22 protein-coding genes are annotated in these 22776 nt (G+C 69.8%); 13 read left to right on the top strand and 9 right to left on the bottom strand.

The features are described 5' to 3' along the window. Position 1 precedes the first annotated feature (1 nt). The 6 genes from RC2_RS13395 to RC2_RS13370 all read left to right on the top strand — a co-directional run bounded on the left by RC2_RS13395 (position 2) and on the right by RC2_RS13370 (position 5844). On the top strand, positions 2-1135 hold the full coding sequence (locus RC2_RS13395) for a lycopene cyclase family protein (RefSeq protein ID WP_245811110.1): 1134 nt from the start codon (positions 2-4) through the stop codon (positions 1133-1135). A 43-nt stretch (positions 1136-1178) separates the two neighbouring features. Beyond that, positions 1179-2204: a non-homologous end joining protein Ku gene (ku, locus tag RC2_RS13390; RefSeq protein ID WP_068152029.1), complete on the top strand. Its 1026-nt coding sequence runs from the start codon at positions 1179-1181 to the stop codon at positions 2202-2204. 160 nt (positions 2205-2364) lie between these two features. Further along, entirely contained in the window at positions 2365-3612 is a 1248-nt protein-coding gene (locus RC2_RS13385) for an SDR family oxidoreductase (protein ID WP_068152025.1), read from the top strand. After that, positions 3609-3869 (top strand): hypothetical protein, encoded by a 261-nt coding sequence (locus RC2_RS13380; protein WP_139277392.1) that lies wholly within the window; start codon positions 3609-3611, stop codon positions 3867-3869. Before RC2_RS13385 ends, RC2_RS13380 begins: the two co-directional genes overlap by 4 nt. Beyond that, a complete protein-coding gene (locus RC2_RS13375) occupies positions 3866-4666 on the top strand; it encodes a phosphatidylserine decarboxylase (RefSeq protein WP_068152021.1) in 801 nt (266 codons plus the stop codon). The genes RC2_RS13380 and RC2_RS13375 overlap by 4 nt, the downstream gene beginning before the upstream one ends. Continuing rightward, complete coding sequence (locus tag RC2_RS13370; protein ID WP_068152017.1) at positions 4663-5844, top strand: GNAT family N-acetyltransferase; 1182 nt, start codon at positions 4663-4665, stop codon at positions 5842-5844. The genes RC2_RS13375 and RC2_RS13370 overlap by 4 nt, the downstream gene beginning before the upstream one ends. Here the strand turns inward: RC2_RS13370 and RC2_RS13365 are convergent. Genes RC2_RS13365 through RC2_RS13335 form a run of 7 tightly spaced genes read right to left on the bottom strand, consistent with a single transcriptional unit; the run spans position 5834 to position 12245 of the window. Then, positions 5834-6214, bottom strand: coding sequence for a metal-sulfur cluster assembly factor (locus RC2_RS13365; RefSeq protein ID WP_068152015.1), 381 nt, complete (start codon positions 6212-6214; stop codon positions 5834-5836). The genes RC2_RS13370 and RC2_RS13365 overlap by 11 nt on opposite strands. Next, positions 6211-6696 carry a Fe-S cluster assembly sulfur transfer protein SufU gene (sufU, locus tag RC2_RS13360; protein ID WP_068152014.1) on the bottom strand — a complete coding sequence of 162 codons (486 nt, stop codon included), beginning with the start codon at positions 6694-6696 and terminating at the stop codon, positions 6211-6213. Before sufU ends, RC2_RS13365 begins: the two co-directional genes overlap by 4 nt. Beyond that, entirely contained in the window at positions 6693-7946 is a 1254-nt protein-coding gene (locus RC2_RS13355) for a cysteine desulfurase (RefSeq protein WP_068152013.1), read from the bottom strand. Before RC2_RS13355 ends, sufU begins: the two co-directional genes overlap by 4 nt. Then, positions 7943-8716: a Fe-S cluster assembly ATPase SufC gene (gene sufC, locus RC2_RS13350; RefSeq protein ID WP_068152011.1), complete on the bottom strand. Its 774-nt coding sequence runs from the start codon at positions 8714-8716 to the stop codon at positions 7943-7945. Before sufC ends, RC2_RS13355 begins: the two co-directional genes overlap by 4 nt. Before the next feature lie 48 nt (positions 8717-8764). Continuing rightward, positions 8765-9937: a Fe-S cluster assembly protein SufD gene (gene sufD / locus RC2_RS13345; RefSeq protein ID WP_068152009.1), complete on the bottom strand. Its 1173-nt coding sequence runs from the start codon at positions 9935-9937 to the stop codon at positions 8765-8767. After that, positions 9934-11382 (bottom strand): Fe-S cluster assembly protein SufB, encoded by a 1449-nt coding sequence (sufB, locus tag RC2_RS13340; protein ID WP_068152006.1) that lies wholly within the window; start codon positions 11380-11382, stop codon positions 9934-9936. The genes sufD and sufB overlap by 4 nt, the downstream gene beginning before the upstream one ends. Further along, positions 11379-12245 (bottom strand): helix-turn-helix transcriptional regulator, encoded by an 867-nt coding sequence (locus RC2_RS13335; protein ID WP_082895713.1) that lies wholly within the window; start codon positions 12243-12245, stop codon positions 11379-11381. Before RC2_RS13335 ends, sufB begins: the two co-directional genes overlap by 4 nt. 71 nt (positions 12246-12316) lie before the next feature. Between RC2_RS13335 and mptB the strand changes: the two genes are divergently transcribed. The 4 genes from mptB to RC2_RS13315 all read left to right on the top strand — a co-directional run bounded on the left by mptB (position 12317) and on the right by RC2_RS13315 (position 16929). Continuing rightward, positions 12317-14065 (top strand): polyprenol phosphomannose-dependent alpha 1,6 mannosyltransferase MptB, encoded by a 1749-nt coding sequence (gene mptB, locus RC2_RS19070; protein WP_072681520.1) that lies wholly within the window; start codon positions 12317-12319, stop codon positions 14063-14065. After that, entirely contained in the window at positions 14062-15018 is a 957-nt protein-coding gene (locus tag RC2_RS13325) for an ABC transporter ATP-binding protein (protein WP_068152004.1), read from the top strand. Before mptB ends, RC2_RS13325 begins: the two co-directional genes overlap by 4 nt. A gap of 49 nt (positions 15019-15067) precedes the next feature. Then, positions 15068-15883, top strand: coding sequence for an ABC transporter permease (locus tag RC2_RS13320; RefSeq protein WP_068152048.1), 816 nt, complete (start codon positions 15068-15070; stop codon positions 15881-15883). Between the two features lie 68 nt (positions 15884-15951). After that, the gene (locus tag RC2_RS13315; RefSeq protein ID WP_068152001.1) at positions 15952-16929 is read left to right on the top strand and encodes a COX15/CtaA family protein; all 978 of its coding nucleotides are present in this window, start codon (positions 15952-15954) and stop codon (positions 16927-16929) included. Here RC2_RS13315 and RC2_RS13310 read toward each other — a convergent pair. Continuing rightward, on the bottom strand, positions 16893-17273 hold the full coding sequence (locus RC2_RS13310) for a hypothetical protein (RefSeq protein ID WP_068151998.1): 381 nt from the start codon (positions 17271-17273) through the stop codon (positions 16893-16895). The two genes, RC2_RS13315 and RC2_RS13310, sit on opposite strands and share 37 nt — an antisense overlap. A gap of 105 nt (positions 17274-17378) precedes the next feature. On the opposite strand from RC2_RS13310, the gene RC2_RS13305 reads away from it, so the two are divergent. After that, positions 17379-18347 carry a quinone oxidoreductase family protein gene (locus RC2_RS13305; RefSeq protein WP_068151994.1) on the top strand — a complete coding sequence of 323 codons (969 nt, stop codon included), beginning with the start codon at positions 17379-17381 and terminating at the stop codon, positions 18345-18347. 4 nt (positions 18348-18351) lie between these two features. Here the strand turns inward: RC2_RS13305 and RC2_RS13300 are convergent, their stop codons facing one another. Further along, positions 18352-19332, bottom strand: a complete 981-nt coding sequence (locus RC2_RS13300) for a heme o synthase (protein WP_068151986.1) — start codon at positions 19330-19332, stop codon at positions 18352-18354. Between the two features lie 219 nt (positions 19333-19551). Here RC2_RS13300 and tkt point away from each other — a divergent pair, with 219 nt between their 5' ends. Further along, positions 19552-21651 (top strand): transketolase, encoded by a 2100-nt coding sequence (gene tkt / locus RC2_RS13295; protein ID WP_072681518.1) that lies wholly within the window; start codon positions 19552-19554, stop codon positions 21649-21651. A 6-nt stretch (positions 21652-21657) separates the two neighbouring features. Next, positions 21658-22776 carry a transaldolase gene (tal, locus tag RC2_RS13290; RefSeq protein ID WP_068153343.1) on the top strand — a complete coding sequence of 373 codons (1119 nt, stop codon included), beginning with the start codon at positions 21658-21660 and terminating at the stop codon, positions 22774-22776.

Below are 22776 nucleotides of genomic sequence, written 5' to 3'. Positions count from 1 at the left end.
CGTGTTCCCCTCACCCGACGCCGTGGTGGTCGGGGCGGGACCTGCCGGACGTGCCGCGGCGCACCGCATCGCGGCGGCGGGAGCCGCCGTCGTCCTCGTCGATCCTCGCCCGGATCGTCGGTGGACGCAGACGTACGCGATGTGGGACGACGAACTGCCGGACTGGCTTCCGTCCGACGTCCGCGCGACGACGACGCCGTCCGCGACCGTCGTCGGCGCTCGTCGGCATCACGTGGCTCGCGCGTACACGGTGCTCGACACCGTGGCCCTGCAGCGCGCGCTGACCGTCGATCCGGCCTCCGTGGTGCGGGACGTCGCGGTCACCGTGGACGCCGGGGGCGTGACCTTGCGCAGCGGAGGCCGCGTGGGCGCGGGTGTCGTGATCGACGCACGCGGCTCCGCCGTCGGGCCCGGGGTGCCCGAGCAGCGGGCATACGGAGTGATCGTGCGTCCGGAGGTCGCGGAACCTGCGCTCGAGGGCGCCGACACCCTGGTCATGGACTGGCGACGCGACAACGGCACGGACCCGCACGAGCACCCGACGTTCCTGTACGGCGTGCGTCTCGACGCCGATCGGGTGCTGCTCGAGGAGACGTCGCTGGTCGGCGAGCCCGGTCCCGACCAGGCCGAGTTGGCCGCGCGACTGCACCGCCGCCTGCAGGGTCGCGGCGTCGCGCTCCGCGGCGACGAGGACGTCGAACGCGTGCGCTTCGCCATGGCTCCGCCGTCGGGACCGCCGGCCGGCGTGGAGGTGACCGGCGCCCGCAGCGCCGCCCTGCACCCGGCCACCGGATACAGCGTGGCGTCGTCGCTGCGTCGAGCCGAGGCGGTGGCCCGCCACGTCGTCGCCGGCACACCGGTCACCTCTCGGTCCGCCGCCGCGGTGGCGTCCCTGCGACGACTCGGCGGACAGGTGCTGCTCGGTCTCCCGTCGGACGAGCTCGCGGACTTCTTCGATCGGTTCTTCGATCTCCCCGTGGCCGCCCAGCGTGCCTATCTGTCCGGCGACGACGACCTCCCCGGGACGGCGCGGGCCATGGGCGAGCTGTTCCGCGAGGCCGGATCGCGCCACCGACGCGCCATCGTCCGTACCGTCGGTCGGCGCGCACGGGTATCGGTTCCGTGGTTGCCGTGACAGGTGGTGGCGCCGTGACGGCCCGTGGCCCAAGATTGACGCCATGCGATCGATCTGGAAAGGCGCCATCGCCTTCGGGCTGGTGAACGTCCCGGTGAAGGTGTACACCGCCACCGAGGACCACGACATCAAGTTCCACCAGGTCCACGGCAAGGACGGCGGTCGCATCAAGTACGACCGCAAGTGCTCCGTCTGCGGCGAGTCCGTCCAGTACGCCGACATCGACAAGGCGTACGAGTCGCCCGACGGCGATCGCGTGATCCTCACCGACGAGGACTTCTCGTCGCTCCCCGCCGCCGAGAAGCACGAGATCCCGGTGCTGGAGTTCGTTCCGACGGAGCAGATCGATCCGATCCTCTACGACAAGAGTTACTACCTCGAGCCGGATTCGACGTCCCCCAAGGCGTACGTGCTGCTGCGGGACACCCTCACCGAGACGGACCGAACGGCGTTGGTGCACTTCACTCTTCGGCAGAAGACGCGTCTCGCGGCCCTGCGCGTGCACGAGGACGTCCTCATGATCCAGACCCTGCTGTGGCCGGACGAGGTCCGCGCCGCCGAGTTCGGCTCCCTCGACGGCGTGAGTTCGCCGCGGCCCCAGGAGCTGAAGATGGCGGGTGCCCTCGTGGAGAGCATGTCCGGCGACTTCGACCCGTCGGAGTACACGGACGAGTACCAGGTCGAACTGCGGAAGGTCCTCGACGAGGCCATCGAGAACGGCGGCGAGAAGGTGGTCCACGCCGAGCGTGAGGACGAGGACACGGGCGAGGACGCCGAGGTGGTCGATCTGGTCGCCGCGCTGCAGCGCAGCGTCGAGGCCGCCGGCCGGTCCGGGCGCGGGCGCGCGCCGGACAGTGGTGACGGGGATTCCGAGAAGGCTCCTGCGAAGAAGGCTTCCGCGAAGAAGGCTCCTGCCGAGAAGACTGCAGCCGAGAAGACTCCCGCGAAGAAGACTCCCGCGAAGAAGTCTCCTGCGAAGAAAGCTGCCGCGAAGAAACCTGCGGCGAAGAAGGCCGCCGCGACGAAAGGCCGTGATGCAGCGGACCACAGCGAACGCAAAGGCGCGTGACACGAACACAATTCGCCGGTGCCGTATCCGTAAGCCTCACAACGCCGAAGGTGTTATGTCACAGCGGACCCGTCTTTAGAGTTTGTCCCTGATGCCACGCAACGACGTGGTCGACGTCGGCCGGGTCGGCTGTCGGGGAACCAGTCGGGGAGAGAGACACATGTTCGAGCACGAGTTCACGACCGTCGCCAACGACGCCCATCTCGTCAGTCCGGTCGTGGCACTGACCGCGGACGCGCCGTCGCTGCTGTTTCCACGCAAGTACGCGGACATCGCCGCACTGAGCGCAGGCGACGCCACGTTGCTGCGGCCGGTTCTCGACCCCGCCACGGCCGACGCCGTGGCGGACATGCCCGAGCCGCGGCACGAGGTCGCACTCGTGTTCGGAGCCAACGGATTCGTCGGTGCACACCTGGTGGCGGAGCTGTCGACTCGTGACGACGTCACCACCGTCTACGCCGGCGTCCGCGGAAGCGCGGACGTCCCCGCGGCCGACCGGTTCGAGGAGACCGTCGCCCGCTACGACATCACGGAGATCGATCGGTCCAAGATCACCGTGATCGAGGCGGTGCCCACCCGGACCCGATTCGGACTCGACGAGGCCACCTTCGTCCATCTCCGGGAGACGGTGGACCAGGTCTTCAACTCCGCCAGCAGCACGGATTACGACGCCACGTACCTCGACCTGCGCCGCGACTGGTTCGAGTCCCTGTTGCGCGTCGTGCAGTTCACCCTGGAGTCGCGCCGGAAGCACCTCACCTACATGGGGTCCATCGGCGCCTTCCTCTACTGCAATCCGGAGGACTTCCTGCGTCCGGACTCGTGGTGGTACTCGGGTTACTGCCAGATGAAGTGGATCAACGGCCGCCTGCTGCGCTGGCTGAACGCCGACGCGCTCGCCTCGGTGACGCTGTGCGAGTCCCCGTACGTGCTCGGGTCGACCACCGTCGGCAAGGATCCGGGCCGCGTCTACAGCTTCTGGCGCGCCATCGAGCTGGGGAACAGCGTCGGTGCGCTGTGGGACGGGCCGGGCATGAACTACGCACCGGTGGACGTGCTGACGCAGGTCCTGGCCGACAACGCGCTCGCCGACTCCCCCCTCGCCTACCTCGTGCCGTCCAATCCCGAGCCGTACTCCAACGCGGTGCTCGCCGACATTCTGGGCCTCGACCTGGTGCCGTTCGACGAGTTCGTCCGGCGCGTGAACCAGCACATCCCGCCCGCGCGGACCGCGGCTCTGCTCGGTTCGGACGTCAACGATCTGATCCGTCGCTCCAACGCCCCGTCGGTGTTGCCCGCCGGCACGGACACCTCGTGGTGGGACCACACGGCGCTCTTCACGAAGTATCTCGCTCACATCGAGTTCCGTGACGTCACCGGGCGACGTACCGGCCTCGTCTCGGCGTGACGACGCGCCCCCACCCGCACCGCGCACCACCCTCCGGTCGGGTACCGCCGCAACCGGTGTTCGTCCGGCCGGGGCGTCGGTACGCCGTCCGCACCTGGACCGGGGACCTCGTGCAGTTCGTCCTCGGGCTCGTCTACTACGTCGCCGTGGTCGCCCTCGGCGCCCCTGCCGTGCTCCTCGACCGTCTGCTCGGGACGCGGCTCTACGACCGCTTCGTCGGCCTCGCCGAGCGCATCGATCACGGCGGGACGGCATGACCCGGCCGCGGGCCGCGGCAGCAGCAGCCGCTGCGGCGGTGGTCGCCGGGTACTCGTACTGGCGCAGCGCCGCCTTCCTGCGCGACCCCACGCGCATTCCTCCGGAGGACGAGGACACCGTGGTGGCCGCCGCGGACGGCTACGTCACCTACGTCAAACGGGTCGAGCACGGCGAGGTGCCCGTCGCGATCAAGAAGCGGCGGTCCATCACGCTCACCGAGTACGTGGGCGCGGCCGACGCCGATCCGTCCGACCGCCCCGACCCCGGCGTGTCGGGGTGGTTGGTCGGGACCTACATGACCGAGCACTCGGTCCACCGGAACCGGGCCCCTATCGCGGGCACGGTGACCGTGCGCGAACACCGGGGCGCCGCCCCGTTCAATCGGTCGATGGCCCGGATGACCGCGAATCTCGTTCTGCGGCAACGTCCGTTCGATCGGGAGTGTGAATACCTGCTCACCAACGAGCGCCTCACCATCGGCCTCCGGCACGCCACGGGGGCCGTCGTGTACGTCACGCAGATCGCCGATCTGTGGGTGGACCGCATCGTCGCCCACACCCGGCCCGGTGACCGGCTCGCCCGCGGTGAGCAGTACGGACTCATCCGGTTCGGCTCGCAGTGCGACGTCTTCCTGCCGGACTCGCTCGTGTCGGCCGTCGACGTCCGGCCCGGCCAGTACGTGTGGGCCGGTGAATCCGTGCTCGCCCGCGTGATCACGGCCGCCCGCACCCCCACCGAACCCGACGAACCGACGGTCTCGACGATCAGGGGCCTCGGCCCGAGGAGGACGACATGACCACCACCGTCACGCGACGCTCCGACGTGGACGTGCGGCCGGTCCGCACCCGGCGTGACTGGGCGCGCTTCCGCGGCGTTCCCTTCCTGGTCTACCGGAACGATCCGAACTGGATCCCGGGTGACGCCGCCGACGTCGGCGACGTGCTCGTGTCACCGTCGGCGGGGACGCGCAGTCGCATCACGACGCGGGCGTTTCTCGCGTACCGCGACGGTCGCGCCGTCGGCCGGATCGCCGCGATCCACGACCACGTCTTCGATCGGCAATACCGGGCATCGACGGTCTTCTTCGGGTACTTCGAGGCGATCGACGACCCGGCCGTCTCGCACGCACTGCTCGACGCCGTCGCCGACTGGGGGCGTGCGCGCTCGCTCACCACGGTCGTCGGGCCGCTGAGCCCGTCGATGCTGTGGAGTGCCGGAGTTCTGGTGCACGGCAACGACATTCCGCCGTTGGTCGGCATGCCGCACAATCCGCCGTACTACGCGGACCATCTCGAGTCGTGGGGGCTGGCCGGCGCGAAGGAGTTCCACAGCTTCTTCAGCGAGGATCCGCACACCTTGGTCCAGACGCCCACCTTCGCCCGCAAGTACGAGATGGGCAAGCGATGGAAGGCGCGGTCCTCCGTCACCGTGCGGCCGATGGACCCGTCGAGGTTCGACGAGGACATCGAGCGCGTCCGCGTGCTGTACAACACGGCGTTCGCCGACTTCTGGGGCTTCACGCCCGTCGACTCCGACGAGATGCGGGCGTTGGCCGACACCATGCGACCGATCATGGATCCGGAGATCGTCCTGTTCGCCGAACTGGACGGCGAGTTGGTCGGCTTCGTCATGGGTCTCCCCGACGTCAACCGCGCCGCGCTCGGCGCCGTCCGCTCCCGGTTCGGCCTGGTACGCGACCTGCACACTCTGCTGCGGTGGCGTGGACCCGGCGGTCGCGCCCGACGCGACCACGTTCGACTGGACATGATGTTCGTCGACCCGTCGTGCCCGGACCGCGGCGTGTCGGCTCTGCTGATCTTCGAACTGTTCGAGCGGATCCACGACCAGGGCTACCGGTCGGTGGAGGCCGCGCCGGTCCAATCGGACGGCGGATGGTTCCGCTCGGTGCTGGCGTCCTACCCGGTGGACCCGACGCGGACCTACCGCATCTACGAACGCTCGATCACACCGTGAAGCCGAGCGCGCGGAGCTGCTCGCGGCCGTCGTCGGTGATCTTGTCGGGGCCCCACGGCGGCATCCAGACCCAGTTGATCTTGAGCTCGTCCGCCAGACCGCTGCGCACCAGCGCGTTTCGGCTCTGATCCTCGATGACGTCGGTCAGCGGGCATGCAGCCGACGTCAGCGTCATGTCCAGGGTGACCACGGCGTCGTCGTCGATCGCGATGCCGTAGACGAGTCCCAGGTCGACCACGTTGATACCGAGCTCGGGGTCGACGACGTCCCGCATCGCCTCCTCGAGATCGGCGATGACCGCGGCGTTCTCGGGCGTCTCGGGGGTCGCTGCGCTGTCGGGGCCGGCGGGGGCCTCGTTGGTGTCGGTCATGACTGTCCTCCGGTGGGTTGCGGCGGGGTGGGAACGGGATCGGGGCTGCCGGCGACGGACTGCGCCACGGCGTCCTTGAACGCCATCCAGCCGAGCAGAGCGCACTTGACGCGGGCGGGGTACTGCGCGACACCGGCGAAGGCGATGCCGTCACCGATGACGTCCTCGTCGCCCTCGACGCGTCCGCGGCTGCCGATCATCTCGGCGAACGCGTCGACCGTCCGCAGGGCGTCCGTCACCGTCGAGCCGGTGACCTGGTCGGTGAGCACCGATGTGGCGGCCTGGCTGATCGAACACCCCTGACCGTCGTAGGAGACGTCGGCGACGGCGCCGTCGACCACGTGGACCCGCAGGGTCACCTCGTCACCGCACGTCGGATTGACGTGGTGCACCTCGGCGTCGAACGGGTCGCGGAGTCCGCGGCCGTGGGGATGCTTGTAGTGGTCCAGGATGACCTCCTGGTACATCGCGTCCATTCTCACGACCGCACCCCGAAGAACTCCTGCGCACGGACGATCGCCGCGCCGAGGGCGTCGACCTCGGCGAGTGTGTTGTACACCGCGAACGACGCACGAGCCGTCGCGGCCACGCCGAACCGGCGATGCAGCGGCCACGCGCAGTGGTGGCCGACTCGCACGGCGACGCCCTCGTCGTCGAGGATCTGGCCCAGATCGTGCGCGTGGATCCCGTCGACCACGAAGGACACGGCGCCGCCTCGGTTCGCCGTGTCGGTGGGTCCGATCACGCGGGCCCCGTCGAGGTCGGCCAGCATCGACAGCGTCGCGGCGGTGAGCTCGTGTTCGTGCGCGGCCACGGCGTCCATACCGAGTGCCGTCAGGTAGTCGACCGCAGCACCGAGACCGACCACCTGCGAGGTCATGGGAACACCGGCCTCGAAGCGCTGCGGGGGCGCTGCGTACGTGGTGGCCTCCATGGTCACCGTCTCGATCATCGAGCCACCGGTCACGAACGGGGGCATGGCGACCAGCAGTGCGCGCCGGGCCACCAGGACGCCGACGCCCGACGGACCCAACATCTTGTGCCCGGAGAACGCGGCATAGTCGACGTCCAGTGCCCGGAAGTCGAACGGCATGTGCGGGACCGACTGGCACGCGTCGAGCACGACCAGCGCGCCGACCGCGCGGGCCCGGCTCACCAGGTCGGCCACCGGAGCGACGGCACCCGTCACGTTGGACTGGTGCGTGAACGCGACCACCCTCGTCCGGTCCGACAGCTCGAGCGAGTCGAGGTCGATGCGACCGTCGTCGGTCACTCCGTACCACCGCAGCGTCGCGCCGGTGCGCCGGGCGAGTTCCTGCCAGGGCACCAGGTTCGCGTGGTGCTCGAGTTCGGTGATCACGATCTCGTCGCCCGGGCCGAGCGCCCGGTCGAAGCGATCGTCCGCGAGAACGTGGGTCACCAGATTGAGTGCCTCGGTGGCGTTCTTGGTGAACACCACCTCGTCGGCGTCCGCACCGACGAACGCCGCGATGGCCGCGCGGGCACCCTCGTAGGCGTCGGTGGCCTCCTCCGCCAACTGATGCGCACCGCGGTGGACCGCCGCGTTGCACGTGGTGAGGAAGTGCCGCTCGGCGTCGAGCACCTGCGTCGGCCGCTGCGACGTCGCCCCCGAATCGAGGTACACCAACGGCTTCCCGTCGCGGACCGTTCGTCCGAGGATCGGGAAGTCCGCCCGCACCCGGGTGACGTCGAGGGCGACGGACGCGGTCATGCGGTCGCGGCGGACTTCGTGAAGCGCTCGTACCCGTTGGTCTCGAGCTCGTCGGCGAGTTCCGCCCCACCCGACTCGACGATGCGGCCACCCGCGAAGACGTGCACGAACTCCGGGGTGATGTAGCGCAGGATGCGCGTGTAGTGCGTGATCAGCAGGATGCCGCCGTTCTGGCGCTCCTTGTACCGGTTCACGCCCTCGGACACGACGCGCAGCGCGTCGACGTCGAGACCCGAGTCGGTCTCGTCGAGGATGGCGATCTTCGGTGCGAGCAGGCCGAGCTGGAGGATCTCGTGACGCTTCTTCTCGCCGCCGGAGAATCCTTCGTTGACACTGCGCTCGGCGAAGGCCGGATCGATGTCGAGCTCGGTCATCGCCTCCTTGGCCTCCTTGACCCAGTGGCGGAGCTTCGGTGCCTCGCCGCGGACGGCGGTGGCGGCGGTGCGCAGGAAGTTCGACATCGACACACCCGGCACCTCGACCGGGTACTGCATCGCCAGGAACAGGCCGGCGCGGGCACGCTCGTCGACCGACATCTCCAGGACGTTCTCGCCGTCGAGGGTGATCGTCCCCGAGGTCACCCGGTACTTGGGGTGGCCGGCGATGGCATAGGAGAGCGTGGACTTGCCGGAACCGTTGGGTCCCATGATGGCGTGCGTCTCGCCGGACGAGACCGTGAGGTTCACGCCCTTGAGGATCTCGATCGGCTGTGCCGCGTCGTCGGACTGCGCGACGTCGACGTGCAGGTCGCGGATTTCGAGGGTGGACATGTACTTCCTTCGTCTACGGGTGAATGAATGCTGGGCGAGCGGCCGCGATCAGACGCCGGTGAGGGCGAGCTCGGCCTCGATCGCGTCGGACAAGCGGGTTCGCACCGAGTCCACGGGGATGCGGGCGATGATCTCGTGGAAGAACCCGCGCACGACCAACCTGCGGGCCTGATCCTCGGGAATGCCTCGCGCACGCAGATAGAAGAGCTGCTCGTCGTCGAACCGTCCGGTGGCGCTCGCGTGCCCGGCACCGGCGATCTCACCGGTCTCGATCTCGAGGTTCGGGACGGAATCCGCCCGGGCTCCGTCGGTGAGGATGAGGTTGCGGTTGAGCTCGAACGTGTCCGTGCCCTCCGCCGCGGCGCCGATCACGACGTCGCCGATCCAGACAGTGTGGGTGTCCGGCTTCGCCGAGGACGGATCGCCCTGCAGCGCGCCCTTGTAGACCACGTTGGACCGGCAGTGCGGGGCGCTGTGGTGGACGAGCAGACGCTGCTCGAGATGCTGGCCGTCGTCCGCGAAGTAGAGGCCGAGCAGTTCGGCGTCGCCGCCGGGACCGTCGAACTCCACGACCGGCGTGAGCCGCACGAGGTCCCCGCCGAGGCTGACCGAGAAGTAGCGAAGGGTGGCGTCGCGGCCGACCTTCACGTGATGGGACGCGACGTGGACGGCGTCGTCGTTCCACTCCTGCAGGGCCACCACGGTGAGGTGCGCGCTGTCCGCGACCACGAACTCGACGTTCTCCGCGTACGTTCCGCTGCCGCGCTGCTCGAGCACCACGGTGGCCTTGGCGAAGGCCTCGACCCGGATCTGCACGTGGCCGAACGCGACAGCGTCGACCCCGGGCCCTTCGACGGTGATCGTCAACGGCTCGTCGAGGTCGGCCTCGGACGCCACGGTGACCACGGTGGCGTCGACGAAGGACGTGTAGGCCTGGGCCGCGACGCGGTCCGTCGGCACACCCGCGGTGCCCAGACGGGCGTCGTCACGACCGACGGTCTCGACACGCACGGACTCGGGAGCGTCGGGCACCGTGACCGTGGCCGAGCCGGTAGCCACGGCGGAGCCGTCGTGGAGACCACGCAGTCGCCGGAGCGGGGTGAAGCGCCAGATCTCGTCGCGACCCGACGGCACCTCGAACGCGTTCACGTCGTACGACGAGAACTGCGCACCCTTGTTGGCGACGATCGCGCGCTTGTCTTCGGTCTGCGGCACGGTCATCCGACCGATCCCTCCATCTGCAGTTCGATCAGGCGGTTGAGCTCGAGGGCGTACTCCATGGGGAGCTCCTTGGCGATGGGCTCGACGAACCCGCGCACCACCATCGCCATGGCCTCGTCCTCGGTCAGACCGCGGCTCATGAGGTAGAACAGCTGGTCGTCGCTCACCTTCGACACGGTGGCCTCGTGGCCCATGGTCACGTCGTCCTCGCGGATGTCGACGTAGGGGTAGGTGTCGCTGCGGCTGATCTGGTCGACGAGCAGCGCGTCGCACTTGACGGTCGACTTCGACCCGTGCGCGCCCTTGTTGATCTGGATCAGACCGCGGTACGACGTGCGGCCACCGCCACGGGCGACGGACTTGCTCACGATGTTCGAGGACGTGTTCGGCGCGAGATGCAGCATCTTGGAGCCGGTGTCCTGGTGCTGGCCCTCGCCGGCGAACGCCACGGACAGCACCTCGCCCTTGGCGTGCTCGCCCGTCATCCACACGGCCGGGTACTTCATGGTGACCTTGGAGCCGATGTTGCCGTCGATCCACTCCATGGTGGCGCCGGCCTCGGCCTTGGCGCGCTTGGTCACCAGGTTGTAGACGTTGTTCGACCAGTTCTGGATGGTCGTGTAGCGGCAGCGGCCGCCCTTCTTCACGATGATCTCCACGACCGCCGAGTGCAGCGAATCGGACTTGTAGATCGGCGCGGTGCAACCCTCGACGTAGTGCACGTAGGCGCCCTCGTCGACGATGATGAGCGTCCGCTCGAACTGGCCCATGTTCTCGGTGTTGATGCGGAAGTACGCCTGGAGCGGGATGTCCACGTGGACGCCCGGCGGGACGTAGATGAACGATCCGCCGGACCACACGGCCGTGTTCAGGGCGGAGAACTTGTTGTCACCGGCCGGGATGACCGAACCGAAGTACTCCTGGAACAGCTCCGGGTGCTCGCGAAGACCGGTGTCGGTGTCGAGGAAGATGACGCCCTGCTCCTCGAGGTCCGCACGGATCGAGTGGTAGACGACCTCCGACTCGTACTGCGCCGCGACACCGGAGACCAGGCGCTGCTTCTCCGCCTCGGGGATGCCGAGCCTGTCGTAGGTGTTCTTGATGTCCGCGGGCAGATCGTCCCAGGTGGCCGCCTGCTTCTCGGACGAACGCACGAAGTACTTGATGTTGTCGAAGTCGATGCCGTCGAGGTCCGAACCCCAGTTCGGCATCGGCTTGCGGTCGAAGGTGCGCAGCGCCTTGAGGCGCGCCTCGAGCATCCACTCCGGCTCGCTCTTCTTGGCCGAGATATCTCGCACCACGGCCTCGCTCAGGCCGCGCTTCGCAGCGGCGCCGGCGACGTCGGAATCGGCCCAGCCGTACCCGTAGCTACCCAGGGACGCGATGGTCTCGTCCTGGGTCAGCGGGGCCGGAGTAGGGGTCACCTGGTCGGGTGTGACGGTCATGCGGGCTCCTTCCGGAGGCGATCACGGGTGGGGCTGGGCTGGGCTGTGGCTGGATCGAGGTCGGTACCCGATGCAACGCGCTCGGACGCGGACTTATTGCCGTCGGCGCCGTCGGGGGCGTCGGGGCCGACGGTCGGCGTGCCGAGCGGTACGTGGGTGGTGCAGGCGCAATCGCCGTTGGCGATGGTCGCGAGGCGCTGGACGTGCGTGCCCAGCAGGTCGGCGAACGCTTCGCGTTCCGCTGCGCAGAGTTCCGGGAACTCCTCGGCCACGTGCGAGACCGGGCAATGGTGCTGGCAGATCTGCACTCCGGCACCGACCGGACGCGTCGAGGCCGCGAACCCGGCCCCGCTGAGCGCCCGAGCGATCGCGTCGGCTGTCTCGGCCGTCGAGTCGGCGGATCCGTCGGCCGGTGTGACATCGCGCACGATGGTCAGGATTCGGCGTTTCGCGAAGGCGCGGACGGCGTCGTCGCCGCCGATCTCGCGGAGCTCGCGCATCGCGGCCCCCGCCAGATCGTCGTACGCGTGGCCCAGGCGGGACCGACCGTGCGAGGTGAGGGCGAACATCTTGGCCGGGCGACCGCGGCCGCGGCTGCGGGGACCGACGGCCGACGACACCCGGGCGGCGCCGGACTCGACGAGGGCGTCGAGGTGGCGACGGACACCGGCAGCACTGATACCCAGGCGCGATGCCACCTCGGAGGCGCTGATCGGCCCCTCCTCGAGGAGAAGGTCGACCACCGCGGACCGCGTGCTGCCGTCCGACGACACGCCGGTCTCGAGCGGCGCGTCGCCACTCGCGGATCGGTGTTCGGTCGTTTTCACAACACCAGTGTGACGGAATTGGGAGAGCGGTTCCAGCAAGGGCACCCTGGGTAGACGCGCCCGAGCCGGGGCCCGCGACGGGGGCACGGTCGCCTACGCTCCGAACCGTGGGTGCACAGGATGCCGGAGCGACGGCCGAGGCGACGGCCGACCGCTCCCGGGTCCGACGCGCCCGGCATCACGGACGCCGGTTCGTGCGGCGAGCACTCGGGCTGGACGGGACCTCCCGCACGGACCGAGTGGCCTACCTCCACGACAACGAGCCCGAACGTCCCCCGCTCGATGCCGCCGAGGTGCGAGACCTCACCCGCATCCGCCGCTTCGGAGCCGTCGGCGCGGGCATGATGGCGCTCGGCGCACTCGGGGCGGGAGCTCAACCCGTCCTGCAGAACCCGGTGCAGGGAGTCCGCGTCCTCGGCCTGTTCGCCCGCGCCCTCCCGGCCGCCCTCACCGTCACGCTGATCGGCACCGTCCTGGTGGTGGTGGCCTGGCTCCTGCTGGGCCGGCTGGCCATCGGATCCTTCGGCCGTGGGACCTCGCCGCGTCGACTGTCCCGATCCCAGCTCGACCGGACGCTGGCTCTCTGGATCCTCCCCCTGTGCGTCGCACCCCCGATGTTCAGCAAGGACGTCTACTCGTACCTCGCACAGAGCGAGATCACGGCCCGCGGACTCGACCCCTACGCGATCGGTCCCCAGGCCGCCCTCGGCGTCGACCACGTCCTCACGCGCACGGTGCCCAACATCTGGCGGGAGACCCCCGCGCCCTACGGCCCCTTCTTCCTGTGGATCGGCCGCGGCATCACCGCGCTGACGGGCGACGACATCGTGTCCGGAATCTTCCTGCACCGCGCGGTGGCGCTGGTGGGGGTGGCACTGATCGTGTGGGCGCTCCCCCGCCTCGCGGCACGGTGCGGTGTGTCCTCGGTCGCCGCCCTGTGGCTCGGCGCCGCCAACCCGCTCCTGCTCTTCCACCTGGTGGCCGGCATCCACAACGAAGCGCTGATGCTCGGGCTCATGCTCGCCGGACTCGAACTGTGCTTCCGTGGCATCGACGCTCTCGACGACGTCACACGACGCCGCACCGGCCGGGCACTCCTGCTCGCCGGCGCCGCCGTCGTCGCCCTGTCGGCGACGGTGAAGATCCCGTCGTTGATCGCCCTGGGCTTCGTGGGCATGGCCCTGGCCCGGCGTCGGGGCGGACGGTTCCGCGACGTCGTCCGCGCGGCGGTCGTGCTCGGTGTCGTGGCGCTCGTCGTGATCGTCGGGGTCAGTCTGGCCAGCGGCCTGGGCTTCGGGTGGCTGGGCACCCTGGGAACGGCGAACGCGGTGCGCAGCTGGATGTCCCTGCCCACCCTGCTCGGTCTCGCGACGGGTGGCGCCGGGGTGCTCCTGGGCATCGGCGACCACACGACGGCCGTGCTGTCGCTCACCCGACCGATCGCGTCCGCGGTCGCCGCCGTCGTCATCGCCCGCATGCTGGTCGCGACACTGCTCGGGCGCCTGCACCCGATCGGCGGACTCGGCGTCTCCATCGGCGCACTCGTCCTCCTGTTCCCGGTCGTGCAGCCCTGGTACCTGCTCTGGGCGGTCACCCCGCTCGCGGCATGGGCCACGCGCCCGGCGTTCCGAGTTCCGGTGATCGCGTTCTCGGCGTTCGTCTCGCTCATCGTCATGCCCACCGGCGGCGAGGTGCAGCCGTTCGTGATCGTCCAGGCCGCGCTGGCGACGGTGGTCACCCTGGGCGTCGTGTACGCGGCGACGCGGACGTCGCTGCCCTGGCGGGCACGCATCGCGACGCCGGACGGGGCAGGAACACCTCCCCCGCGGACCGACGCCTACGCTGGACCCTCGTGACCGATCGACCCACTCCGTCCGCCGCGACCACCGAGTCGCCCGCGGTGTGCGTCTCCGGCGTCGTCAAGCGGTTCGGCTCCACCACGGCCGTCGACGGTCTCGACTTCACGTTGGGGCGCGGACGCGTCCTCGCCCTCCTCGGCCCCAACGGGGCCGGCAAGACCACCACCGTGGAGATGTGCGAGGGCTTCCTCGCGCCGGACGAGGGCAGCGTCAGCGTGCTCGGGCTCGACCCGACGCGCGCATCGGACGAGGTGCGTTCGCGCATCGGCGTCATGCTGCAGGGCGGCGGCGCCTACCCGGGCTCGAGGGCCGGCGAAATGCTCGATCTGGTCGCCGCGTACTCCGCCGACCCGTTGGATCCGGCCTGGCTGATGTCGCAGCTCGGCCTCACGGAGCAGGTGCGCACTCCGTATCGACGACTCTCCGGTGGGCAGCAGCAACGCCTCTCCCTCGCGTGCGCCCTCGTGGGCCGACCGGAACTGGTGTTCCTCGACGAACCGACGGCCGGACTCGACGCGCAGGCTCGCCTGCTGGTGTGGGATCTGATCCGGGCCCTGCGTCGCGACGGCGTCTCCGTACTCCTCACGACGCACCTGATGGACGAGGCCGAGACCCTCGCGGACGATCTGGTGATCATCGACCACGGCCGGGTCGTGGCGTCGGGAACGCCCGCGGAACTGACCCGGCGCGGCGCCGAGGGACAACTGCGCTTCACGGCGCCTCCGGGTCTGGACCTGACCTTGCTGCAGACCGTGTTGCCCGAGGGCTTCGACCCGCAGGAGACCGCACCGGGTTCCTACCTGCTCGAGGGGACGATCGATCCCCAGGTCATCGCGACGGTCACCTCGTGGTGTGCGCGGATCAACGTGCTGGCGACGGACCTGCGGGTCGAGCAACGCAGCCTCGAGGACGTCTTTCTCGATCTGACCGGTCGGGAACTGAGAAGTTGAAGAACCAGAAGTCGAAGACACAGAAGTCGAAGGCGGACGAGTGACCACGATGTCGGGCCCCACCGGGTCCTCCGATCTGCCCGGCGGCAGCGGTGCCGAGCGCTTCGCCCCCGGCACCTTCGCCCCCGATCCGCGCCCCGCTCCCCGCGCGTCGATGCTGGCCGCCCAGACCCGTCTCGAGCTGGTGTTGCTCCTCCGCAACGGCGAGCAGCTGCTGCTCACCCTCTTCATCCCGGTGACCCTGCTCGTGGGTCTGACGTTGCTGCCGTTCGGTGATCTCGGCGGGGTTCGGGTGGACACCGTGGTGCCCGCGGTCATGACCGTCGCGGTCATGTCCACGGCGTTCACCGGTCAGGCGATCGCCGTCGGGTTCGACCGGCGTTACGGCGCGTTGAAACGGCTCGGCGCCACCGCTCTGCCCTCGTGGGGCATCATCGCCGGCAAGTCGCTGGCGGTCGGTGTGGTCGTGATTCTGCAGTCGATCGTGCTCGGCGTCATCGGTGCGGCGCTGGGATGGCGACCGACTCTGCTCGGACTCGGCATCGGGGCGCTCGTCATCGCCCTCGGCACCGTGACGTTCGCCACGATGGGACTCCTGCTCGGTGGCACCCTGCGGGCGGAGATCGTGCTCGCGCTCGCGAACATCGCCTGGTTCGTCATGCTCGGTGTCGGCAGCGTGGTCTTCGCCACGGACGCCCTGCCCGGCATCGTCCGTACGCTGGCCCGCTGCATTCCCAGCGGCGCGATGACCGAGACGCTCGAACAAGCCGTCGTCGGCCATGTCGACTCGACCGGCATCCTCGTCCTGGTGATCTGGGCCGCGGTCTGCGGTGTGTGGGCCACCCGGAAGTTCTCGTTCACCTGACCGGCAGGGATCGCGCGCGCCGGGCCGTCAACGACAGCGTGTAGGACTCGGCGACTACCATCGGTTCCGTGCGTCGCGCCTACTTCTCCCTCGTCGACCGGCTTCCCCTCCCGTCGGTGCGCGCGCAGCGCATCATCGCGTTCCTCGTGATCCTGACCCAGGGCGGCATCTCGGTCACCGGCGCCGTCGTCCGCGTCACGGGCTCCGGTCTGGGGTGCCCCACGTGGCCGCAGTGCTTCCCCGGCAGCTTCACTCCCGTGGGAGTGTCCGAGGTTCCGGTTCTGCACCAGGCCGTCGAGTTCGGCAACCGCATGCTCACGTTCCTGGTGGTCCTCACCGCGGCCGCGATCGTCCTGGCCGTCACCCGTGCGCGCCGGCGACGCGAGATCGTGGCCTACGCCTGGCTCATGCCCGCCGGGACCGTGCTCCAGGCCGGCGTCGGCGGCATCACCGTGCTCACCGGCCTGCTGTGGTGGACGGTCGCCGTCCACCTGATCATCTCGATGCTCATGGTGTGGCTCGCCACGCTGCTGTTCCACAAGATCGGCGAGCCGGACGACGCGGTGTCCGTCGCCGCCGTGCCCGCGCCGTTGCGGTGGCTCACGGCCCTGTCCGCGGCGGTGCTGTCCGGTGTCCTGATCGCGGGCACGATGGTCACCGGCGCGGGACCGCACGCCGGGGACGCCGATGTCGCGCGCCTCGAGGTGGAAATCGTCACCCTCGTCCACCTGCACGCCGAACTGTTGGTGGGCTACCTCGCGCTGCTGGTCGGCCTGACCTTCGGCGTGTACGCCGTGGGTCGCGCCGGGGTCACCCCGCTCAAGCGACGACTGCACATCCTGCTGGCGCTCGTCGTCTCGCAGTCCGTGGTGGGCATCGTCCAGTACTTCACCGACGTGCCGGCGGCCCTGGTGGCCGTGCACGTCGCAGGAGCCGCCCTGTGCACCGCCGCGACGGCGGCCGTGTGGGCGGCCTGCCGCGAGCGTGAAGAGGCTCCCGGTGCCGAGGCTCAGAGGCCGTTGCGTGCCTTCGGGAACCGCGTCTGACCGGCCACCCAGCCGGCCATCTGGGCGAAGTGCCCCTTGCGGGGGGTCACCACCGAACTGAGATCGCGATCCCACTCGCCCACGGTGACCGAGTCGAGGCTGTCCACCACGTCGTGGGCGGTGCGGAGATCCGGTGCCACCCGATCGCCGAGAATGCCGTCCGCGCCGACCAGGGTGACCCGCACCCCGGCGCGCCCGAGCGGCTGCAGCACCGCCGTGGCCGATCCGCCGTGGGCGTCCACGAAGGACGAGATCGACGATCGGAGGCGCGACGGCGGCGCGGCGGTTTCCGTGCTCTGCGGCGACTCGCCCTTCGGCGCGTTCTCGAGGCTCTCGGAGGTCATGACTGCGACGATAGCCGATCGTCGGAAGACCTCGACCGGAGGCTACCGGCCGGTAACCTCCGCCGGATCCGACCCGATGGCCGATGCCGATGGAAGACTGCGCCCATGCGCGCCATCCTCGTGACCCGAACCGGCGGACCCGACGTCCTCGACCTCACCGACGTGCCCGATCCGACGCCCGGAGCGGGCGATCTGCTCGTCCGCGTCGACGCCGCCGGCATCAACTACATCGACACGTACTTCCGTACCGGGACCTACCCGCGGGAACTGCCCTACGTCCCGGGCGACGAGGGCACCGGCGTCGTCGAAGCGGTGGGCGAGCAGGTCGGCGGGGACTTCTCGGTCGGCGATCGCGTGGCCTGGGCCTCCGCGCCGGGCAGCTACGCCGAACTCGCCGTCGTGCCCGCCGCCGTCGCGGTCCGCGTGCCGGACGGAGTGGACGCCCCGCAGGCGGCCTCCGTACTGCTGCAGGGCATGACGGCGCACTACCTCGTCGAGTCCACCTACCCCGTGCAGCCCGGCGACACCGTCCTCGTCCACGCCGGCGCGGGCGGTGTCGGGCTCATCCTCACGCAGCTCGTCGTCGCCAAGGGGGCCACGGCGATCACGACGGTCTCGACCGACGAGAAGGCCGACCTCTCCCGCGAAGCCGGTGCCGCACACGTCCTCCGGTACGAGGAGGACGTCGCCGCCCGCGTGCGCGACCTCACCGGCGGTGAGGGTGTGGCCGCGACCTACGACGGCGTCGGTCGGAGCACGTTCGACGCGAGCGTCGCGAGCACCCGAGTACGCGGCACCGTCGCACTGTTCGGCGCCGCCAGCGGACCGGTCCCGCCCGTCGATCCGCAGGTTCTCAACCGCAGCGGCTCGCTGTTCCTGACGCGACCCACCCTGGTCCACCACGTCCGGGACCGCGCCGAACTGGAGTGGCGTGCCGGAAACGTCATGCAGGCACTGGCGGACGGCACGCTGACGGTGCGCGTGGGGAATCGGTATCCGCTGGCGGAGGTTCGGCGAGCCCACGAGGACCTCGAGGGGCGTCGGACCACGGGCTCGATCGTGCTGGAGCCGTGACGGGCTAGAAGCCGAGCATCTCGCTCACGGTGGCGCCGCCGATCACGGCGTCCACCGCGAGTCCGAGGAACACGACGGCGAGGTAGTTGTTCGACTGCAGGAACAGGCGCAGTGGCTTGACCGGCCGACCCTTGCGCACACCGGAGTACAGCTGGTGCGCCATGACGAGGAACCACGTGCCGGCCACCAGGGCGACCGCCGCGTAGATCACGCCGGCCGCGGGCACGAGGGCCAGCGTGGCGACGACGGTGAGCCAGGTGTAGATCACGATCTGGCGGGTGACGACCTGCTCGGTGGCGACCACCGGCAGCATGGGCACGCCCGCGGCCTCGTAGTCGTCCTTGTAGCGCATCGCGAGCGCCCACGTGTGCGGCGGCGTCCAGAAGAAGATGACCAGGAAGAGCACCACGGCCTGCCATCCCACCGTGCCGGTGACCGCGGACCAGCCGACGAGGGCGGGCATACATCCGGCGGCCCCACCCCAGACGACGTTCTGCGAGGTCCGGCGCTTGAGGCCCTTGGTGTAGACGAAGACGTAGAACAGGATCGTCGCCACCACGAGCGAGCCCGCGAGCAGGTTGGCGGCCCACCACAGCCAGAGGAACGACGCGGCGCCGAGGACGACACCGAAGATCAGCGCATGGCGGGTGGGGACCGCCTCGCGGGCCAACGGCCGACGCGCGGTGCGCTTCATGACCTTGTCGATGTCGGCGTCGACGACGCAGTTGAGGGTGTTGGCGCTGGCCGCGCCCATCCACCCGCCGAAGAGCGTGGCGAAGAGGAGGGGCAGGTCCACGGTGCCGCGATCCGCGAGCAGCATCGTCGGGATGGTCGCGACGAGGAGGAGTTCGATGACGCGCGGCTTGGTGAGAGCGAGGTACGCCGCAGCCCGCGCGAGCAGTCGACCGGGCAACGACGTCGGCGCCGGCCGGGAGCTCACCTGCGGACTGTCGGCGAACCCGTGTCCACTCGGGCTCTGCCGCATCGCCACTCGAATTCTCCCAACCACATCCACGCGCGCGTCACCACCGGACCGATGGCACTACTACAGGCGATGGTAGACGCCGCCGGTGTCATCGCCCCAATCGGCGGGTACCACGACTGCGCCGTCCACCCCGGGGAACTAGGCTCGGGGTGTGAGCGGTCACCGCTCGCGCCGTTGCTACTGGCCACCCACCCCGACAGTGTCAGGAGACCCTCGCTCGTGTCGATCACAGACGACGTCACCGCCCTCACCAGGGCGCACCACCCCAGCGACTGGACCGACCTGGACACCCGCGCCGTGGACACCGTGCGCGTCCTCGCCGCCGACGCCGTCCAGAAGGTGGGCAACGGCCACCCCGGTACCGCCATGAGTCTCGCTCCCCTGGCGTACACGCTGTTCCAGCGCACCATGCGCCACGATCCGAACGACACCACCTGGATCGGCCGCGACCGCTTCGTGCTCTCCTGCGGCCATTCGAGCCTGACGCTGTACATCCAGCTCTACCTGGGTGGGTTCGGCCTGGAGCTCGAGGACCTGAAGGCGCTGCGGACGTTCAAGTCGAAGACTCCGGGCCACCCGGAGTTCCGCCACACTGCCGGAGTCGAGATCACCACCGGGCCGCTGGGCCAGGGTCTGGCGTCCGCCGTCGGCATGGCCATGGCCTCCCGCCGCGAGCGCGGCCTGTTCGATCCCGAGCCCGCGTGGGGCGAGAGCCCGTTCGACCACTACATCTACGTCGTCGCCTCCGACGGCGACATCGAGGAGGGCGTGACCAGCGAGGCGTCCTCGCTCGCCGGCACGCAGCAGCTCGGCAACCTGATCCTGTTCTACGACGACAACAAGATCTCCATCGAGCACTCCACCGACATCGCGCTGTCCGAGGACACCGCCGCCCGGTACGAGGCCTACGGCTGGCACGTCCAGGTGGTCGAGGGCGGCGAGAACGTCACGGCCATCGAGGAGGCGATCGAGGCGGCCAAGGCCGTCACCGACAAGCCGTCGATCATCGTGCTGCGTACCATCATCGGCTTCCCGGCGCCCACCATGATGAACACCGGCGCCGTCCACGGTGCCGCCCTCGGCGACGAGGAGGTCGCCGCGGTGAAGAAGGCGCTGAACTTCGATCCCGACACGACGTTCGAGGTCTCCGACGAGGTCATCGCCCACACCCGGGGCCTGCTGCAGCGCGGCCGCGCGGCGCACGAGGCCTGGAGCAAGGACTTCGACGCCTGGAGCGAGCGCGAGCCCGACCGGCGCGTCCTGCTCGACCGACTGACCGAGGGCACGCTCCCGGAGGGGTGGACCGACGTGCTCCCCACCTGGGAGCCCGGCAGCAAGGCCGTCGCGACCCGCGCGGCGTCGGGCAAGGTCCTCGGTGCCGTCGGCCCCGTCCTGCCCGAGCTGTGGGGCGGCTCGGCCGACCTCGCGGGCAGCAACAACACCACCATCGAGGGCGCGAAGTCCTTCGGCCCCACCTCGATCTCCACCGACGACTGGGACGCCGAGCCCTACGGCCGCACGCTGCACTTCGGCATCCGTGAGCACGCGATGGGCGCGATCCTCTCGGGCATCGTCATGCACGGCCCGACCCGCGCCTACGGCGGCACGTTCATGCAGTTCAGCGACTACATGCGCCCCGCCGTGCGGCTCGCCTCGCTGATGGACATCGATCCGATCTACGTCTGGACCCACGATTCGGTGGGCCTGGGTGAGGACGGGCCGACGCACCAGCCGGTCGAGCATCTCGCCGCGCTGCGCGCGATTCCGAACCTGTCCGTCGTGCGCCCCGCCGACGCCAACGAGACCGCTCACGCCTGGCGCGCCGTGCTCGCGCGGTCGTCCAGCAGCGGCCCGGTCGGACTCGCCCTCACCCGCCAGGGCGTGCCCGTTCTCGAGGGCACCGACTACGAGGGCGTGTCCAAGGGCGGGTACGTCCTGGTCGAGTCCTCCAAGGCCGCCCCCGACGTGGTGCTGATCGGCACCGGGTCCGAGGTCCAGTACGCCGTCGAGGCGCAGAAGACCCTCGAGGCCCAGGGCATCGCCGCCCGCGTCGTCTCGATGCCCTGTGTCGAGTGGTTCTACAGCCAGGACCAGAACTACCGCGACCAGGTGCTGCCGCCCACCGTCACGGCACGGGTCTCGATCGAGGCCGGCATCGCGATGCCGTGGTACCGCGTCGTCGGCGGCCACGGCGAGATCATCTCCCTCGAGCACTTCGGGGAATCCGCCGACGCCGCCACGCTGTTCCGCGAGTACGGCTTCACCGCCGACGCCGTCGTGGCCGCCGCGCAGCGTTCCATCGCATCCGTGAAGGGATAGACACCCATGACACAGAACACGAATCTCGAGCAGCTCTCCGCCGCCGGTGTGTCCGTCTGGCTCGACGACCTCTCCCGCACCCGCATCGAGTCCGGCAACCTGAAGGACCTGATCGACACCAGGTCGGTCGTGGGTGTCACCACCAACCCGTCGATCTTCCAGGCCGCACTGAGCGCCGGGAACACCTACGACGAGCAGGTGAACCAGCTCGCCGCGCAGGGTGCCGACGTCGACACCGTCATCCGCACCGTCACCACCGACGACGTGCGCAACGCGTGCGACGTCTTCGCCCCGGTGTACGAGGCGACGGCAGGGGTCGACGGCCGCGTCTCCATCGAGGTCGACCCGCGGATCGCGCACGACACCGACAAGACCGTCGCGCAGGCGATCGAGTTGTGGAAGATCGTCGACCGGCCGAACCTGCTCATCAAGATCCCCGCCACGGAGGCCGGCATCCCGGCCATCGCCAAGGTGATCGGTGAAGGCATCAGCGTCAACGTCACGCTGATCTTCTCCGTCGAGCGCTACGAGGCGGTCATGAACGCCTACCTCGAGGGCCTCGAGGCCGCCGCGGCGGCCGGGCACGACCTCGACTCGATCCACTCGGTGGCGTCGTTCTTCGTCTCCCGCGTGGACACCGAGGTGGACAAGCGTCTCGACGCCATCGGTACCCCCGAGGCGACGGAGCTCAAGGGCAAGGCCGCGCTGGCCAACGCTCGCCTCGCCTACAGCGCCTACCAGCAGGTGTTCGAGGTCGGCGCGCGCTTCCAGAGCATGCTCGACCAGGGCGCCCGGCCCCAGCGGCCCCTCTGGGCCTCCACCGGCGTGAAGGACCCGTCGCTTCCCGACACGCTGTACGTGACCGAGCTCGTCGCACCCAACACGGTCAACACCATGCCGGAGAAGACCATGGACGCCGTGGCGGACCACGGCGAGATCACCGGGGACACCGTCACCGGCACCGGACCGGACTCGCAGGCCGTCTTCGACCGACTCGCCGCGCTCGGCGTCGATCTGACCGACGTCTTCCTCGTTCTCGAGAACGAGGGCGTCGAGAAGTTCGAGTCCGCGTGGGGCGAGCTGTTGGACGCCACCCGCGAGCAGCTCGACGCAGCCAAGAGCTGA

The organism is Rhodococcoides corynebacterioides NBRC 14404 (assembly GCF_001894765.1).
GTDB lineage: Bacteria > Actinomycetota > Actinomycetes > Mycobacteriales > Mycobacteriaceae > Rhodococcoides > Rhodococcoides corynebacterioides.
This window is presented reverse-complemented; position numbering and strand designations above follow the sequence as displayed.